The 15,977-nt window shown below is 64.8% G+C and carries 13 protein-coding genes; 9 read left to right on the top strand and 4 right to left on the bottom strand.

Annotated features, from left to right (window positions below):
• Window positions 1-135: 135 nt before the first annotated feature.
• Window positions 136-435, bottom strand: coding sequence for a YciI family protein (locus C6W88_RS09880; protein WP_045991104.1), 300 nt, complete (start codon window positions 433-435; stop codon window positions 136-138).
• Window positions 436-655: 220 nt separating this feature from the next.
• Here C6W88_RS09880 and C6W88_RS09885 point away from each other — a divergent pair, with 220 nt between their 5' ends.
• Both C6W88_RS09885 and C6W88_RS09890 read left to right on the top strand, forming a co-directional pair.
• The gene (locus C6W88_RS09885) at window positions 656-1,693 is read left to right on the top strand and encodes a PHP domain-containing protein (RefSeq protein ID WP_108132336.1); all 1,038 of its coding nucleotides are present in this window, start codon (window positions 656-658) and stop codon (window positions 1,691-1,693) included.
• A 79-nt stretch (window positions 1,694-1,772) separates the two neighbouring features.
• Window positions 1,773-2,396: an L-threonylcarbamoyladenylate synthase gene (locus C6W88_RS09890; RefSeq protein WP_045991103.1), complete on the top strand. Its 624-nt coding sequence runs from the start codon at window positions 1,773-1,775 to the stop codon at window positions 2,394-2,396.
• Between the two features lie 122 nt (window positions 2,397-2,518).
• On the opposite strand, the gene C6W88_RS09895 is transcribed toward C6W88_RS09890, so the two are convergent.
• Window positions 2,519-3,487, bottom strand: a complete 969-nt coding sequence (locus tag C6W88_RS09895) for an ion transporter (protein WP_231498622.1) — start codon at window positions 3,485-3,487, stop codon at window positions 2,519-2,521.
• A 98-nt stretch (window positions 3,488-3,585) separates the two neighbouring features.
• Entirely contained in the window at window positions 3,586-4,467 is an 882-nt protein-coding gene (locus tag C6W88_RS09900; RefSeq protein ID WP_108132337.1) for a CYTH domain-containing protein, read from the bottom strand.
• Between the two features lie 135 nt (window positions 4,468-4,602).
• Between C6W88_RS09900 and C6W88_RS09905 the strand changes: the two genes are divergently transcribed.
• The 6 genes from C6W88_RS09905 (at window position 4,603) to glrR (ending at window position 12,524) form a co-directional block, all read left to right on the top strand.
• Window positions 4,603-5,283 (top strand): TIGR00153 family protein, encoded by a 681-nt coding sequence (locus C6W88_RS09905; RefSeq protein WP_045991100.1) that lies wholly within the window; start codon window positions 4,603-4,605, stop codon window positions 5,281-5,283.
• An 83-nt stretch (window positions 5,284-5,366) separates the two neighbouring features.
• Window positions 5,367-6,632, top strand: coding sequence for an inorganic phosphate transporter (locus C6W88_RS09910; RefSeq protein WP_045991099.1), 1,266 nt, complete (start codon window positions 5,367-5,369; stop codon window positions 6,630-6,632).
• Between the two features lie 238 nt (window positions 6,633-6,870).
• On the top strand, window positions 6,871-8,181 hold the full coding sequence (argA, locus tag C6W88_RS09915) for an amino-acid N-acetyltransferase (protein ID WP_045991098.1): 1,311 nt from the start codon (window positions 6,871-6,873) through the stop codon (window positions 8,179-8,181).
• An 810-nt stretch (window positions 8,182-8,991) separates the two neighbouring features.
• On the top strand, window positions 8,992-10,500 hold the full coding sequence (locus C6W88_RS09920) for a sensor histidine kinase (RefSeq protein ID WP_108132544.1): 1,509 nt from the start codon (window positions 8,992-8,994) through the stop codon (window positions 10,498-10,500).
• Entirely contained in the window at window positions 10,497-11,084 is a 588-nt protein-coding gene (locus C6W88_RS09925; RefSeq protein ID WP_231498601.1) for a hypothetical protein, read from the top strand. The genes C6W88_RS09920 and C6W88_RS09925 overlap by 4 nt, the downstream gene beginning before the upstream one ends.
• A gap of 54 nt (window positions 11,085-11,138) precedes the next feature.
• Window positions 11,139-12,524 carry a two-component system response regulator GlrR gene (gene glrR / locus C6W88_RS09930; protein WP_045991097.1) on the top strand — a complete coding sequence of 462 codons (1,386 nt, stop codon included), beginning with the start codon at window positions 11,139-11,141 and terminating at the stop codon, window positions 12,522-12,524.
• Between the two features lie 120 nt (window positions 12,525-12,644).
• Here glrR and xseA read toward each other — a convergent pair whose 3' ends face one another.
• Window positions 12,645-14,039 (bottom strand): exodeoxyribonuclease VII large subunit, encoded by a 1,395-nt coding sequence (xseA, locus tag C6W88_RS09935; RefSeq protein WP_108132338.1) that lies wholly within the window; start codon window positions 14,037-14,039, stop codon window positions 12,645-12,647.
• 180 nt (window positions 14,040-14,219) lie between these two features.
• Between xseA and C6W88_RS09940 the strand changes: the two genes are divergently transcribed.
• Entirely contained in the window at window positions 14,220-15,953 is a 1,734-nt protein-coding gene (locus C6W88_RS09940) for an alkaline phosphatase D family protein (protein WP_108132339.1), read from the top strand.
• Window positions 15,954-15,977: the final 24 nt, after the last annotated feature.

Raw genomic sequence — 15,977 nt, forward strand, 5'->3', positions numbered from 1 at the left:
AGCGGGCTGTGAACAAACCCGGTGCAAACAGGCTGTCCGTGAACGGTAGCCAGGACATCGCTTGTCCACGAACAGGTGCCAGAAGCAGGGTGCCCGCGATCCCGCCAGGTGCGCGGGACAGGCACTCGGCTCGCCTCAGGGCAGGACCTTCTTGAACGGCTTGACGGTGACCGACGCGTAGACGCCGGCGATCATGTAGGGGTCGGCATCGGCCCAGGCCTGGGCGCTGGCCAGGTCGTCGAACTCGGCGACCACCAGGCTTCCGCTGAAGCCGGCGTCTCCGGGATTTTCGCTGTCCACCGCCGGGTGCGGTCCGGCCAGCACCAGGCGTCCCTCATCGCGCAGGGCCTCGAGTCGAGCCAGGTGGTCGGGCCGGGCGGCCAGTCGACGTTCCAGGCTGTTGTCCACATCTTCGCTGATGATCGCGTAGAGCATCGATAGTTCCTCGATAGGGCCCGGTTGACGTTGGCCCGGGCAGACTCGCCGGGCGGTCGGATGCCGCTCTACGGCATCCTGGATGACGATCACCCGGCTCGGGGAGGCGCATGCGCGACGCGACCAGCATTGACCGCGGCAGGCGCCACGCGCACCATGGAGGCCATATTCTGTCAAAGTCGCCGCCCGGCGTCATGTCGAGGAGCCAGTTTCCTGTCCCATGCCAGCCCTTCCTGAGTCCTTCGAGGGCACGGCCCTCGCCATCGATCTGCATATGCACTCGACCGCTTCCGACGGCGCTCTTGCGCCGTCGGAACTGGTGACGCTGTGCCACGCCAAGGGGCTTTCGCATATCGCCCTGACCGACCATGACAGCCTCGAGGGGGTCGCCGAGGCCGACCGTCGCGCCCGCGAGCTTGGGCTGTCGGTGCTGCCCGCCAGCGAACTGTCCTGTCAGTGGCGGGGACTCAATATCCATGTGGTCGGGCTGTTGCCGTCGGGGCCGGGGGACATGCTGGAAGCCGGCCTTGCCGAGCAGGCCATCGCCCGCGAGAAGCGTGCCGAGACCATTGCCCGGCGACTCGAGCGCATCGGCCTGAGCGACGGGCTGGCCAAGGCGCGTGCCTGGGCCGGCAGCGACCGGCCGCTCAATCGCCCCGACTTCGCCCACGTGATGGTGGCAGAAGGGCTGGTGGCGGATCTGTCCGGGGCCTTCAGCAAGTATCTTGGCAACGGCAAGATCGGCGACGTGAAGTCGCATTGGCCCTACCTGTCCGAGGTGGTGGAGTGGATCCTCGACAGCGGCGGCGTGGCGGTGCTGGCTCATCCCCTTCGCTACAAGCTGACCCGGCGCAAGCGCGGCCTGCTGCTCGACGAGTTCTGTCGGGCGGGGGGCCAGGCGGCGGAGCTGGTCAGCGGCTTCCAGAACCCGGATGTCACCCGGGGCCTGGCGCGACAGTTGATGGAGCGCGACCTGTACGGATCGCTGGGCAGCGACTTTCACTTTCCGGGAGGACACCTGGCGCCGGGCAGCATGAGTCCGATTCCGCGCACCGCGGTGGCGCCGGTGTGGGCCCATCCGCGCCTTGCCGCCTGGTTCGCCAGCGCGGCGAGTACGGACGTGGCGGGCCCTGGCGCGATAAATGCGAGCGTGGACGATGACACCCCGCGCGCACTAGGCCCTGAAGACCAGAGCCCGGAAGGCGAGAGTCCGGAAGACCAGAGCCCCGAAGACAAGAACGCCGCCCATTCGGTCTAGTCTCAGAGGGAAGGCCCGCGCTGCGCCTCGTGCTTTCTTCGCCAACTTCTTTTGCCCGTTTGTTCGCCAGGGAGGCAACATGACCCAGTACTTTCAGATTCACCCCGACAACCCCCAGAAGCGCCTGATCGACCGCGCGGTCGAGATCATCCACAAGGGCGGAGTGGTGGCCTATCCGACCGACTCGGGCTACGCCCTGGGCTGCCACCTGGGGGACAAGAAGGCCATCGAGAAGATCAAGTGGCTCAGGTCGCTGGACGACAAGCACAATTTTACCCTGGTGTGCTCGGACCTGTCGGAGATCGGCACCTACGCCAAGGTGGACAACGCCGTCTTCCGCCTGCTCAAGGCCCACACCCCAGGCGCCTACACCTTTATCCTGCACGCCACCACCGAGGTGCCCCGGCTGCTGCTGCATCCCAAGCGCCGCTCCATCGGCGTTCGGGTGCCGGACCACGAGATCTCGCGTGCCCTGCTTGAACGCCTGGGCGAGCCGCTGATGAGCGTGACCCTGATTCCGGTAGGGGAGGCGTTGCCGATGACCGACCCCGAAGAGATTCGCGATCGCTTCGGTGCGCACCTGGATCTGGTGATCGACGGTGGCGCCTGTCAGCTGGAGCCGACCAGCGTGATCGATCTGCGCGACATGCCGCCGGTCATCGTGCGCGAAGGGCGCGGCGATATCTCACCCTTCCAGGAGTAGCGCTCGACGCAAACCAGCGAAAGCATGCGGCGCATTGTCAGAAAGGCGACAGGCGAATACCGCCACGATGATGGGGTCGCGTTCCTGGCTCGCTCTCCCGGGCCGCGGTTGTGGACCCCGCCTTAGACAGAGGGCCCGCTGCGGTCGGGATTGCTGACGCCATCGTCTTCGTCATCTTCGCGCTTGGCCTTTTCTTCCTCACCGCCGTCGTCCTCCGGTTCCTCTTCTGGTTCTTCCTTCGGCGCGTTGGGGTCGGGGGTGTCCTCGTCGAGCCAGGTGCCACAGATCAGGCAGTACTTGGCACGCTGCTCGTGGCGGTCGTGGCCGCAGCCTGGGCAGGCTTCGTCGGAGTAGCGATCGGCACGAATCGAGCGGATTACCTCGGCGGAGAAGACCCCGGTGGGGACCGCGATGATCGAGTAGCCGATCAACATGACCACCACGCTGATGGCCTGGCCAAGCGGCGTCACCGGCGAGATATCGCCGTAGCCCACCGTGGTCAGTGTCACCACCGCCCAGTAGATGGCTACCGGAATGCTGGTGAAACCGGCCTCCCTCGGCTCGATCAGATACATCATCGAGGCGAAGATGGTCACCAGCATGAACACCGTGAACAGGAACAGGAAGATCTGGTGGCCGCTGCGCTTCAGCGCGTCGATCAACAGGCGTCCCTCGCCGACGAATTCCATCAGTCTCAGTATCCGGAAGATGCGCAGGCTGCGCAGCAGGCGGATGACGATCAGCGACTGGGCCCCGGGGATCAGCAGCGCCAGCCAGCTCGGCAGGATGGCGATCAGGTCGACGGTGCCGTAGAAGCTCTTCAGATAATTGAGCGGCCGCTCGAGGCAGTAGAGCCTGAGGACCAGCTCGATGGTAAAGAGAATGGTGAAGGTCCATTCGATGGCTCGGAACAGCTCGCCATACTGCATGCGCAGGCTATCGACACTCTCCAGCACCACCACCAGCACGCTGACCAGGATGGCGGTGATCAAGGCGATGTCGAAGCCCTTGGCCAGCCGGGTATCCGACTCGAAGATGATCTGAAAGATGCGCGTCTTGAGGCCTTCGGCGGCCGGCTTGTAGCCGTTGATCACGGGCATGTCCTTGTGGTCTCGGGGCATTCTCCTGCAGGGATTGGGCTATCGCCTACAGGAAATAGGGCCATCGTCGGCGTTGCTCGCTATTGACGTTACTCCATCTCGACGTTGTCGGGTAGCCGGCGACCGAGTCTCAACAGGCCGGCGCCGACCTCGGCACTGAGCCAGTCGGGACGGTGCTCTGCGTCCTCGAGGGAGCCTTGCAGGTGCTTCACTTCCTCACCGACTCCGGGCGCCGACGAGCACTGTGCAAGCCGCTCTAGCGTCTCCCGGGCGGTGACCATCCAGCCGCTGTCCTGGGTGTCGGCGTAGGCGTCGAGGGCGACCACCAGGCGATGCAGCAGGGTCGAGGGGCTGTCGCCGGACGGCAGCCGCCAGCCCTCCGCCAGTGCCGTTCCGCGAGCCGCCTTGCTGGTGTCCGATGGGCGCAGCGGGACGCTCTCGGCGAAGCCGTCGGCCAGTTCCAGCAAGCGCTCGGCGTCTCCCCGCTTGAGCTCGAGCTCGACCTCGCGAATGGTAACGCTTAGCTCCCCCACGCGAATCTCGCCCTCGTCGAGGGCGATTTCGACCTCGCCACCATCGCTTTGCAAAAGCCACACCTCCCGCTGAAAGTCGGTGGTAAAGCAGGGAACCAGGCGGGTCAGCAGGGTCTCGTCCAATGCCTGGATCGGCTCGAGCCCCTTGAGACCTTCCAGGTCGAGGGTGTCGCCGGCCACCTTCCATTCCCATTCTCCCCGGGTGGACAGGCCGCCACCGCCCTGGCCGCTGGTCTTCAGGGTCTGGCGCCACTCGTCGCCGATACGCCGCAGACGCAGGGCGACGCGGGCCTCTTTGAGATCTCCCTCTGGGGTGTCGTAGTAGGTATTGACCAGCGTCTCACGGCGGGAAGCCTCTCCGGCGAGGCGGGGGTGGCGTCGTAGCGCATCCGGGCCGTCCGGCCCCAGGGCGAGTTTGAGTTCGACTTCATGGCTCATGCGGAGCGTCCTGACAGGGATAATGGAGGGTGAATCACATCAATGTGACGTTAGTGTGGCGGTATTTTTTCCATGACGTGACAGTTTGGGGTCACTATACTGTCGCCGCCATTTCTCCAGTGTCCGTGACTCCCTATGGTGACATCAAATCCGTTTTCGGCGATGTTTGGCCGCTCCCCCTTTCAACCGCTGCTGGCCCATATCGAAAAGGCGCACGACTGCTCTGCCGAGCTGCTGCCCTTCTTCGAGGCGACCCTTAGGGGCGACTGGGATGCGGCGGCCTCGCATCGTGAAGTGATTACCCGGCTCGAACACGAGGCGGACTCGCTGAAGACCGAGCTGAGGCTGAACCTGCCCAACACCCTGTTCCTGCCGGTTTCCCGTTCGGACCTGCTGGACCTGGTCAGCGTTCAGGACAAGATCGCCAACAAGACCCGCGACATCACCGGCATCATGCTCGGCCGCCAGATGCAGGTACCCGACGCCCTGGCGACCCCGATGCGCGAGTACATCGCCACCGCCGTCGACTGTGTCGCCCAGGCGCGTCAGGCCCTCGAGGAACTCAAGGACCTGCTCGAATCCGGCTTCGGACGCAATGTCACCGAGCTGATGCAGAAATTGATCCGTGGGCTGCATGATCTGGAGCAGCGTGCCGACGAGCAGCAGATCGCCATTCGTCGCCAGCTGTTCGCCCTAGAGAAGGACCTGCCGCCGGTAGACGTGATGTTCCTCTATCAGATCATCGAATGGATCGGAGAAGTGTCGGACCGCGCCGAGCGGGTCGGCAGCCGACTCCAGATCATGACGGCGAACTGAAGACCGTCTTTCCATCCGACCGCCCGCGGGCGGTCTGACGTCATTCAGACTTTCCTCAGTCAGCAATCAAGGGATCTTCTCCCATGTCGATCATTGCCCAGCACGGTGACATCTTCATCCTACTGGCCTGCGCGTTCGGTTTCTTCATGGCCTGGGGCGTCGGTGCCAATGACGTGGCCAACGCCATGGGTACCTCCGTAGGTTCACGGGCGGTCACCATCAAGCAGGCGATCATCATCGCCGTCATCTTCGAATTTCTCGGTGCCTGGCTGGCCGGTGGCCAGGTCACCGAAACCATCCGCAAGGGCATCATCAATCCGGCCCTTCTGGAAAACGACCCCCAGTTCCTGGTCTACGGCATGCTGGCCTCGCTGCTGGCCGCCGGCACCTGGCTGCTGATCGCTTCGATGAAGGGCTGGCCGGTGTCCACCACCCATTCCATCGTCGGTGCCATCGTCGGTTTTGCCCTGGCAGGGCTCGGCATCGAGGCGGTGGGCTGGGGCAAGGTGGGCCAGATCGCCGCCAGCTGGATCGTCTCGCCGCTGCTCGCGGGCTCCATCGGTTTCATGCTGTTCAAGTCGGTGCAGCGTCTGGTGTTCGAAGCCGACGACCCGTTCGCCGCTGCCAAGCGCTATGTGCCGATGTACGTGTTCCTGGTGGGTTTCATCGTCGCCATGGTGACCCTGACCAAGGGCCTCAAGCACGTGGGCCTGCACCTTGCTCCCTTCGAGAGTCTGTTGATCGCGGTGCTCTTTGGCCTGGCGCTGATGGGCCTGGGTATCTGGCGCGAGCGCAGCATCGGCCGTAGCCAGCGCAAGACCGACTCCTTCGGTTTCGAAGGTGTCGAGCGAGTGTTCGGCGTGCTGATGATCTTTACCGCCTGTGCCATGGCCTTCGCCCATGGCTCCAACGACGTCGCCAATGCCGTCGGCCCCCTGGCCGCGGTCATCAGCGTGGTGCATGAGCATGGCAGCATCGAAGGCGCCTCGGCGGTGCCCTGGTGGGTGCTGGTGCTGGGCGGTGGTGGCATCGTGGTCGGCCTGGTGACCTATGGTCACAAGGTCATCGCCACCGTCGGCACCGGCATCACCGAGCTGACCCCGAGCCGTGGCTTCGCCGCCACCCTGGCCGCCGCCACCACCGTGGTGCTGGCCTCGGGAACCGGCCTGCCGATCTCGACCACCCACACCCTGGTGGGTGCGGTGCTGGGCGTGGGTCTGGCCCGTGGTCTTGCCGCCCTCAACTTGCGGGTCATCGGTACCATCGTGATGTCCTGGCTGATTACCCTGCCGGCAGGGGCGGGCCTTGCGATCATGTTCTTCTTCATGTTCAAGGGGATCTTCAACTAACGGGTTGGAAAGGGGCGATAGGGCTGACAGGCGAGATCGCCAGGCGATCGTGTTGCTCACTCCTCCCCCCCCCACCACACACACCCGCTACGGCGCCTTCGGGCGCCGTTGTCGTGTCTGGCATTCACAGCTGCGCAGGTGGCAACCGGGCGTAACGGGCGGGGCGGGTGTGGGTCGATAGCAGGCTCTGATATAGTGAGAACTCCTTTCTCCTTGTCCGCCGCAGCAGGTCCGGTCCTTGAACACGTCCTTTTCCTTCGTCGACTGGTTTCGCCATTCCTCGCCCTATATCAATGCCCACCGTGGCCGCACCTTCGTCGTGCTGGTCGAAGGGGAGGCGATGGCGGCGGGGCGAGGGGAGTCGCTGATCCAGGACCTGGCGCTCTTGCACACCCTGGGGGTCAAGCTGGTGGTGGCCTTCGGCATTCGCCATCAGGTACACAGCGTGCTCGAGGCCGAGGGTATCTCGCCGGTGCGCCATCAGGGGCGCTGGGTCGCCGACGAAACCATCATGGCCAGGGTCGAGCGGGTCGCCGCCGAGCAGCGCCTGTGGCTCGAGGCGCGGCTGTCACTGGGGCTGCCCAACACGCCGCTGCACGGTATCGAGTTGACCACGGTGTCCGGCAATCTGGTCATGGCCAAGCCCCTGGGGGTGCGTGACGGCGTCGACTTCCAGCGTTCCGGCGAGGTACGCCGGGTCCGCTCGGGGGCAGTCAGAGCCCTGCTCGAGCAGCACTCGCTGGTGCTGCTGCCGCCGCTCGGGTTTTCCAGCACTGGCGAGGTCTTCGATCTGGATGCCGCAGAGGTCGCCCAGCAAGTGGCAGTGGCGCTGAAGGCCGACAAGTTGATCCTGCTGGGAGAATCCGACGGTCTGCGCGATGACAGCGGGCGGTTGTTGCGACAGCTGTCTCCGGCGGAGGCGCGGCCGCTGCTGGACGACGCCTCTATCGGTGAGGAGCGCGCACGCCACCTGGGAGCCGCCTGCGAGGCGGCGTCCCATGGCGTCGCACGCACCCACCTGTTGTCCTGGCGCGACGCCGACGCTCTGCTGGGCGAACTCTTCACCCGTGACGGCGTCGGCACCATGATCACCCAGCATCGCTACGAACAGCTTCGAGCGGCGGGCGTGGAGGATATCGGCGGGCTACTGGAACTGCTGGATCCGCTGGAGAAGCGCGGCATGCTGGTCCCGAGATCCCGCGAACGGCTCGAGCACGAGATCGACGACTACCTGGTGATCGAGCGTGATGGCATGGTCATCGGTTGCGCCGCCCTGCACCGTTTCGACGACGCCAACGTCGGTGAGCTGGCCTGCGTGGCGGTGCACCCGGACTATCGTAGCGGGGCCCGTGGTGAACGCCTGCTGGCAGAGATCGAGCGTCAGGCCCGGCGCCAGGGCATCGATCGTCTGTTTGCCCTGACCACCCACACCGCCCACTGGTTTCTTGAGCACGGCTTTGTCCCCTCGGCGCTCGATGAACTGCCACCGCTGCGACGCGACGCCTACAATCATGCGCGGAAGTCGAAGGTAATGAGCAAGGCCTTGTAGGGCGTACCAGGGAAGGTGCTCGTCGACGTTTCGGCCAACAATTACGGCGTCTCCAAATGGAGACGCCGTAATTGTTTGTTAAATAAGGATATTTTGATTTTTACTCGTTTTGCGTCTGGAATTGGCGACGTTTGTTCAGGGGGCAGACCTCGAAAGTCGGCCATGACGCTCAAGATGTCTATGGTTGTCGATTTTTGATAATTTTAAGTTATTGATAATAAATAAGTTGCTTTGTTTTTGGCACGGTGATCGCAATAGTCTTGGCGAGCAGGGAAGGTGGCGATCAAGTGTCGTTGTCCTTCCGGGATCGGCGGAGAAATCACTGCCCTGTGCGACTCCGACGAACCCAGCGCCTGCTCCGCGTGATGTGCGACACAAGGTTGCGATGAGACGGCACCGGCCGATCAGGCATGGAGAGGTGTCGTGAAGAGCAAGGATGCTCTGGCAAGGAAGCCGACCCCTTCGGGGGAGTCTTTCGCTCCGCCGCCCAGGCGACGGAGCCAGAACGAGGCAGGATGGGAGACCATCCAAGGGGTGAGATCAAGTTCCTGGTAACGACGATCCCACCTTGGCTTCGGGCCCTTTGGGCCACCCGAAAACCGTTCAATGGGCGGACCAGGCCATCGATTGATCTGTTTTCGACCCTTCAGTTCCCTGCGTATTCGGGCCGGCCTAGCCGGCCCCTTTTTTTTCATACGGTTTTTTGCGAAGTCGGCTGAGCGTTTGACGCGGGGGTAATGGGCCAACTCTGGTATTCTTCTGGATGGATTGATGGACGCTTCATTCACCTTCCTTCACAGAACTCTGGTCATGACCTCTGCTGCCACGCGCCGTTGGCGCCCCCGCTCGTTGTTGCAACTGGTGCTGCTGGCCTTCGTGGTGGTCATGCTGCCGCTTGGTGTGCTGATGTACCAGGCTGGTCAGGCGCTGTCGGAGCTGTCGCGGCTGGCTGAGGTCAGCGCTCGTCAGGCGGTGTCCGAGACACGTCGGGCACGCACCCTGGGGTCGCTGGCGGTGGAAATGGAGCGTGGTGCGCGCCAGTACGCGGTGATCCAGGAAGAAAGCCTGCTCGACATCTATGCCGATCGTCTGGCCGAGTTCCGCGAGTTGCTGGCGCGTCAGCGCCTGCTGCTGCCCGATGACCCCGACATCCAGGCGCTGGAACGCCTGCTCGACGAACTCGCGACCCTGCCGCAACAGCCGCCGGAGGCCTACGCGGCTTCGCTCGACGACTTTGTAGCCTTTTCCCGACACGTCGAGGGTATGCGCCAGGCCACCAACAGGCGCATCGATCTGCGCCTGGACGCCATCCGTGAACGGGCTCGACAAGTGCAGCAACGCCTGTGGTGGCAGACCGGGGCGCTGGTCTCGGCGAGTCTGATGCTGATGCTGTTGTTCACCCGCTTGATCATACGCCCGGTGCGTCAGCTAGAGCGGCGCATCCTCGGCATTGGCAGTGGCTATCAGGACAGCCAGCAGCGCCACGTTCAGGGCCCTGCGGAGCTGGTAGCGCTGGGCGAGAGGCTCGACTGGTTGACCCATCGCCTGGAAGAACTCGAAGCCCAGAAACAGCAGTTCCTGCGCCATATGTCCCATGAACTGAAGACACCGCTGGCCAGCGTTCGTGAGGGATCGGCGCTTTTGTCCGATGGCGTGGCCGGTGAGTTGAGCCCGCGTCAGCGTGAAGTGCTGGACCTGATCGACGCCAGCGGCGCCGAACTGCAGCGCCTGATCGAGCAACTGCTCGACTATAATCTGTTGCAGCACCACCGCAGTGCGGCCATCGAGCGCCTCGACATGGCCACGGTGGCACGCGAGGTGCTGGCCAAGCATCGATTGAGCCTGCAGTCCAAGGAAATGGCGGTCGAAGTGTTCTCGGGCCCGCTGCAGTGGCGTGCCGATCATCAGGCCACCGCCCGATTGCTCGATAATCTGGTGTCCAACGCCGTGGCCTACGGTGAGGATGGTGGCAAGCTGCTGATTCGCGCCCGTGCACGCCACGACAGGCTCGAGCTCGAGGTAGCCAACACCGGCGAGCCGATCGCCGAGCAGGATCGCGACCACCTTTTCGAGGCCTTCTACCAGGGACGAGCACGACGCAAGGGTGCGCTCAAGGGCTCCGGCATCGGACTCTCCGTGGCGGCCGACTGCGCTCGTCTGCAGCACGGCCGGCTCGAGCTGATCGATGATCCCGAGTGGCCGGTGTGCTTTCGACTGACGCTGCCGGCAGCACCACCGGAAGATGGCCGACATTACGGCCTACATAACGATATAAGGCCCGCATTGACGGGTCAGGACGCAAGGAATCTGACGCTATGAACTCTAGGGGTGTGACCCTGACACCTCGACGCTCGCTTACCCGAGTCGTCGGCCCTGCCGCTGTTGTCAGTCTGATGCTGGTGATCAGCGGTTGTGAAATGCTGCCTATCGAGTCAGTCGGTGACGAAACACCGGCGGTCGAAGCGCTCGATCTGACCACCTGCCATGCAGAGGTGCCGACCTTTGCCGAGTCTTCTTGCATGTTGACCGACTGGATCGCCTTCGGTCTGGCCTCCCAGCGTGGCGATCGCCAGTGGCGTGACGCCATGCTGGCGCGGCTGGAAGGTCATGCGCCCGAGCAACGCCTGGGGCGCGCCGTGGCCTTGAGCTGGGGCAGCGAAGCCCAGTGGGACCAGGCGTCGGAGCTTTACAAGGCGGACCTGAGCCTGGCGCCCGTTGAACTCCAGCCCCTGCTGCGCTACTGGCTCAACGAACTCGAAGGGCGGCGCGCCCTGGATGACCGCGCCGGTCGCCATCATGGCGAGGTGGCTCGGCTACGCCAGGAAAACAAGGAACTGGCAGACAAGCTCGATGCAATGACCGCCATCGAGCAGAACATCAATCTGCGACAGCAGGCGGAATGAGAGCAGAGCACCAACCAGCGACAGCGGATGGAGTGAAATTGTGGAGACGGTGATATGAAGCAAGTCGCAGCGACCGCGAACGCCAGGACATCGGCCCATGTACTGCTGGTAGACGATGATGTCAGCCTGCTGAAGCTTCTGGGCATGCGCCTGGAAAGCCGCGGCTATCGGGTGACCACCGCCGAGAGCGGTCGCGAGGCGCTCAAACGGCTGGAAGAAGGGCGGCCGGATCTGGTGCTGTCTGACCTGCGCATGGATGAAATGGACGGCATGGCGCTGTTCCAGGATATCCAGCGGCGCATGCCCGGCCTGCCGGTGATCATCCTGACCGCCCATGGCTCGATTCCGGATGCGGTCAGCGCCACTCGCCAGGGCGTGTTCAGCTTTCTGACCAAACCGGTGGACCGCGAAGAGCTGTTCGGTGCCATCGACGATGCTCTGTCCAATACCGCCAGCAGCGGCGAAGGTGACGACAGCTGGCGCGACGAGATCATCACCCGCAGCCCTGAAATGGAGCGTATTCTCGAGCAGGCGCGGATGGTGGCGGGGTCCGATGTCAGCGTGCTGGTCACTGGACCATCGGGCTCCGGCAAGGAGCTGCTGGCCAATGCCATCCACAAGGCCAGCGCCCGCGCCGACAAGCCCTTTATCGCGATCAACTGCGGCGCGCTGCCGGAGCAGTTGCTGGAAAGCGAGCTGTTTGGCCACGCCAAGGGCGCCTTCACCGGGGCCATCAGCGAACACGGCGGGCTGTTCCAGGCGGCCGACGGTGGCACCCTGTTCCTGGACGAGATCGGCGACATGCCGCTGGCGATCCAGGTCAAGCTGCTGCGGGTATTGCAGGAGCGTCAGGTGCGCCCGGTGGGCTCCACCACGTCGGTGCCGGTGGACGTGCGGGTGCTGTCGGCGACCCATCGCGATCTGGATCAGGCCATGCATGAAGGTGAGTTCCGTGAGGATCTCTACTATCGCCTCAACGTGGTCAACCTGAAGCTGCCGGCGCTCAAGGATCGCGCCGAGGATGTGCCGCTGCTGGTCAAGCATCTGGTGGCCCAGGCGGCGTCGCGCCACAAGCCCTTCGTCAAGGGGTTCTCGCCGGAGGCGCTCAATCTGCTGGCAACCTGTGCCTGGCCCGGCAATGTGCGTCAACTGGTCAACGTGGTCGAGCAGTGCGTGGCACTGTCCAGTGCGCCGATGATCCCGGAAGCCCTGGTGGCCCAGGCGCTGGCGGCGGAAGACAACGCCATGCCGACCTTCAACGACGCTCGCGCAGGATTCGAGCGTAGCTACCTGGTCAAGGTGCTGAAGATTACCGAGGGCAACGTGACCCAGGCGGCGCGCATCGCCGGACGTAACCGCACCGACTTCTACAAGCTGTTGTCCCGCCATGAGCTGGAACCCGCCTCGTTCAAGCCGGGGGTGGCAAGCCCTTCTCGCTAGCCCGATGGGCAGGCTCGGTGCGATGGGCCGAGCCCCCGAAGATCCCCGCTCCGGCCCCGTCCGGCTGCTTCAGCCGGCGGCGGTTCGTCGGCAAGGTGCCGCCCGCAAGATGCCGACAACCTAGGCCCCGTCGTCGTCCGACCGGTCGCCGGTGGCCTGCTTGCCTGCCGGCCATGTCTCGATCACCTCGACGTCCAGCTCGCCATCGGCGAGACGAGCGTGCAGTCGCTGGCCGGGCGCGGCCTGATCGGCACGGCGCACCGCCTGGCCGTCGCTGGCGGTGAGGATGGCGTAGCCACGACCTAATACGGCCAGCGGACTGACCGCCTGCAACTCCCGGGCGGCGGCTGCCAGGCGCTCGCGCCGATGGACCAGCGATAGCCGCTGGGCGCCGTCGAGACGGCGTCTCAAGCGGCTCAGTTGGCGCCGATTCTCGTCCAGGGTGAGTCCGGGCGAGCGCAGCGACAGACGGTGAGCCAGGTCTGTCTGGCGGCGCCGCTCGGCGACCACTCGACCGCTGATGGCGCGTCCGAGGCGTTCCTTCAGCTGGCCAAGACTATCGCGCTGACGTGCGATCGCCTCGCCGGGGTGACGCAGGCGCGAGCGCAGGTGATCCAGCCGCTGGCCTTCCCGCTGCAACAGGCGTGCTTGTGCACCCTTCAGACGATTGTCTGCCTGGGTTAGCCGGGCCGTCAGTTCCTGGCGCGAGGGCACCAGACGTTCGGCGGCGGCGGAGGGCGTCGGTGCGCTGGCGTCGGCGGCCAGATCCGACAGGCTCTGGTCGGTCTCGTGGCCCACCGCAGACATCACCGGCAGGCGCGAGTGGTGGATCGCTCGGGCCAGGTGTTCATCGTTGAAGGCCCACAGATCCTCGAGACTGCCGCCGCCACGGGTGATCAGCACCACGTCCCGGGCCGGGTCCAGCGTCGCCTGGCGATTGAGCAGGCCCAGGGCGGCGATGATCGCGGGCGCCGCCTCGGCCCCCTGGACCGGTACCGGTATCAGGGTCACCGTGACCAGCGGCCAGCGTGCCCGGAGTACCGCCAGCACGTCGCGCAGGGCGGCGCCGCTGGCGGAGGTCAGCACCAGCAGATGTCGCGGGGGAAAGGCCAGCGAGCGAGCGTTGGTGAAGACCCCCTGGTCGCCCAGGCGTTGCTTGAGCGCCGCCAGGGCGGCGAGCAGGGCGCCGGCTCCGGCGGCCTGCACCGCCTCGACGATCAACTGGTAGTCGCCCCTGGGCTCGAACAGCGAGACTCGGGCGCGCACCCGCACCAGATCACCGTCACGCATGGGCGTCGACACAAAGCGTCCACGCGTGCGAAACAGCACCGCCTTCACCTGGGCGCGTTCATCCTTGAGGGTGAAGTAGACGTGCCCCGAGGCCGGGCGCGAGACCCCCGACAGCTCGCCTTCGATCCACTGTTCGCCCAGGTCGGCCTCCAGCGTAGCGCGCGCGCGTCGATTGAGGTCGCTGACCGAGAGTACGTCCTGGGCGCTATCCGACGTCGCTGTCATGGAGGCTTCCTGGGCTGGCATTGAAGAGAATCGGCGAGCATCAGCGACTGGCAGGACCACGCTGGCAAGTGACAGGTTACCAGAGCCCAAGTCGCCGCTTCAGCAAAGTCGAACTACGCTTAACGGGACAGGCGGGCAACCGGTCTGCCTCGCACGCGCCGCTGCGACGGAGGAGGGCACATGTCGGGACTTCGCGCGCCCGATATCGGGCCTATCGTGGGGCACACCACGGCTCACAGCTGTCGGCTGTGGGTTCGCGGTATCGCTCCCAATGATGATGGCGTCGACCTGACCGCGTCCTTGCGCACCGTGGGCCTGCTGGCGGTGGTCGAGGACAATGGCTTGCCCCGCCTGATCGACGGTGATCCGTCACGTCCCCACGCCTTCTATTTTCGTCTGCACCGGGAGTTTGATCGTACCGGGACCTTCGAGCTGGGGGCCGAGGAAGGTCTGGGAGCGATCGATGGCGTGGCGCCGCTGGGCCAACCCGATGGGGTGGTGCCGTTGACGCCCGATACCCGCTACAAGGTGCGTGTCGCGACCCTCACCCTGGATGACACGACGCCCGACGTGGAAAGCCTGAGTGACGCCCAGATCGCCGCCAGGCTGCCCGACGTCAACGGCATGGCGTCGCTGCTCGCCGACCTAGATGGCGAGCACTGCGAGGCCGAATTCACCACCTTCGCCGCCGCAGTGGAGCCACGACTGGCCTTTCTGCTGGGGTCCTGTCGCTATCCCGGTACCCTGTGGAAGACCAAGGAAGCCGATCGCATCTTCGGCCCCATGGCCAGTCACTTGAGGCGTCGAGGCAGTCGGCCGGCGGCGCGCTTCAGCCTGCTGGTGGGCGATCAGATCTACGCCGATCAGTACAGTCGCTTCGTGCCGATCGGTCGCGCCGAGACCTTCGCCGAGTTTCAGGACCGCTATCGCCAGGCCTTTGGTTCCCCGCAGATGCGCCACTTCCTGCGCCAGGCACCGGTGTACATGATCCTCGATGACCACGAGATCGAGGACAACTGGCATCGTGACCGCCTCGCCGCCAAGCGCGAGCTGTTCAATGTCGCCATTGGCGCCTACATGAGCTACCAGTGGTCACACTGCCCGCGCAGCTTCGGGCGTCATCTGCACTATCACTTCGACTGCGGCGGCTATCCCTTCTTCGTCTGTGACACCCGTACCCATCGTACCTACGGTCGCGAGAACCGGGTGATGGACAACCATCTGCTGGGACGGCCCAGCATCGACCCCCAGCATCCTTCCCAGCTGGACGTGCTGCTCACGTGGCTGAGCGACCAGCAGGCCCGCTGCGGCGCGATGCCCAAGTTTGTCGTTACCTCGACGGTGTTCGCGCCCAGTCCGCTGGATGAAAGGCTCGATCCGGCCCTGGATGGCCATGACGCCCAGGCGCCGACGGATCTGGTGCGGACCAACCTCTCCCGGCGTGCCGAGAGCGATAGCTGGTCGGGGTTTCCGGCCACCCGCAAGGCGCTGGTCGAACATATCGTCGAGGCCGGCATCGACAACGTGATCTTCCTCAGCGGCGACGTGCACTGCGCCAATATCGCCGAGATGGTGGTGGAAGGGGGCGGTGGCGAGCCGCGACGGCTGTACGACGTCACCTCCTCGGCGCTGTACTGGCCGTTCTTCTGGGCCGACGGGGACCCCAACGGTTTTGTTCACGACTCCCGTCTGCCCGGTCAGGTGGATGGCTTTCCGCTGTTTGATGGTGACATGACGCTGCACTACCGGGCCTTTGGCTTCTATCAGCAGGAAAACTTCTGTCGCCTGGAGCTGGACCGCGCTCACCACCGTCTGCGGGTCAAGGTGATCGATCGCTACGGCGATGAAGTCAGGGTGACGGACCCCGATGGCTCCGTGGTGCCCTACAACGATCTGGCGCTGGTGCCCTGGTAGCGAGCGATATGGCCGGTAGCGGCA

This window comes from Halomonas litopenaei (assembly GCF_003045775.1).
GTDB classification, from domain to species: Bacteria; Pseudomonadota; Gammaproteobacteria; order Pseudomonadales; family Halomonadaceae; genus Halomonas; species Halomonas litopenaei.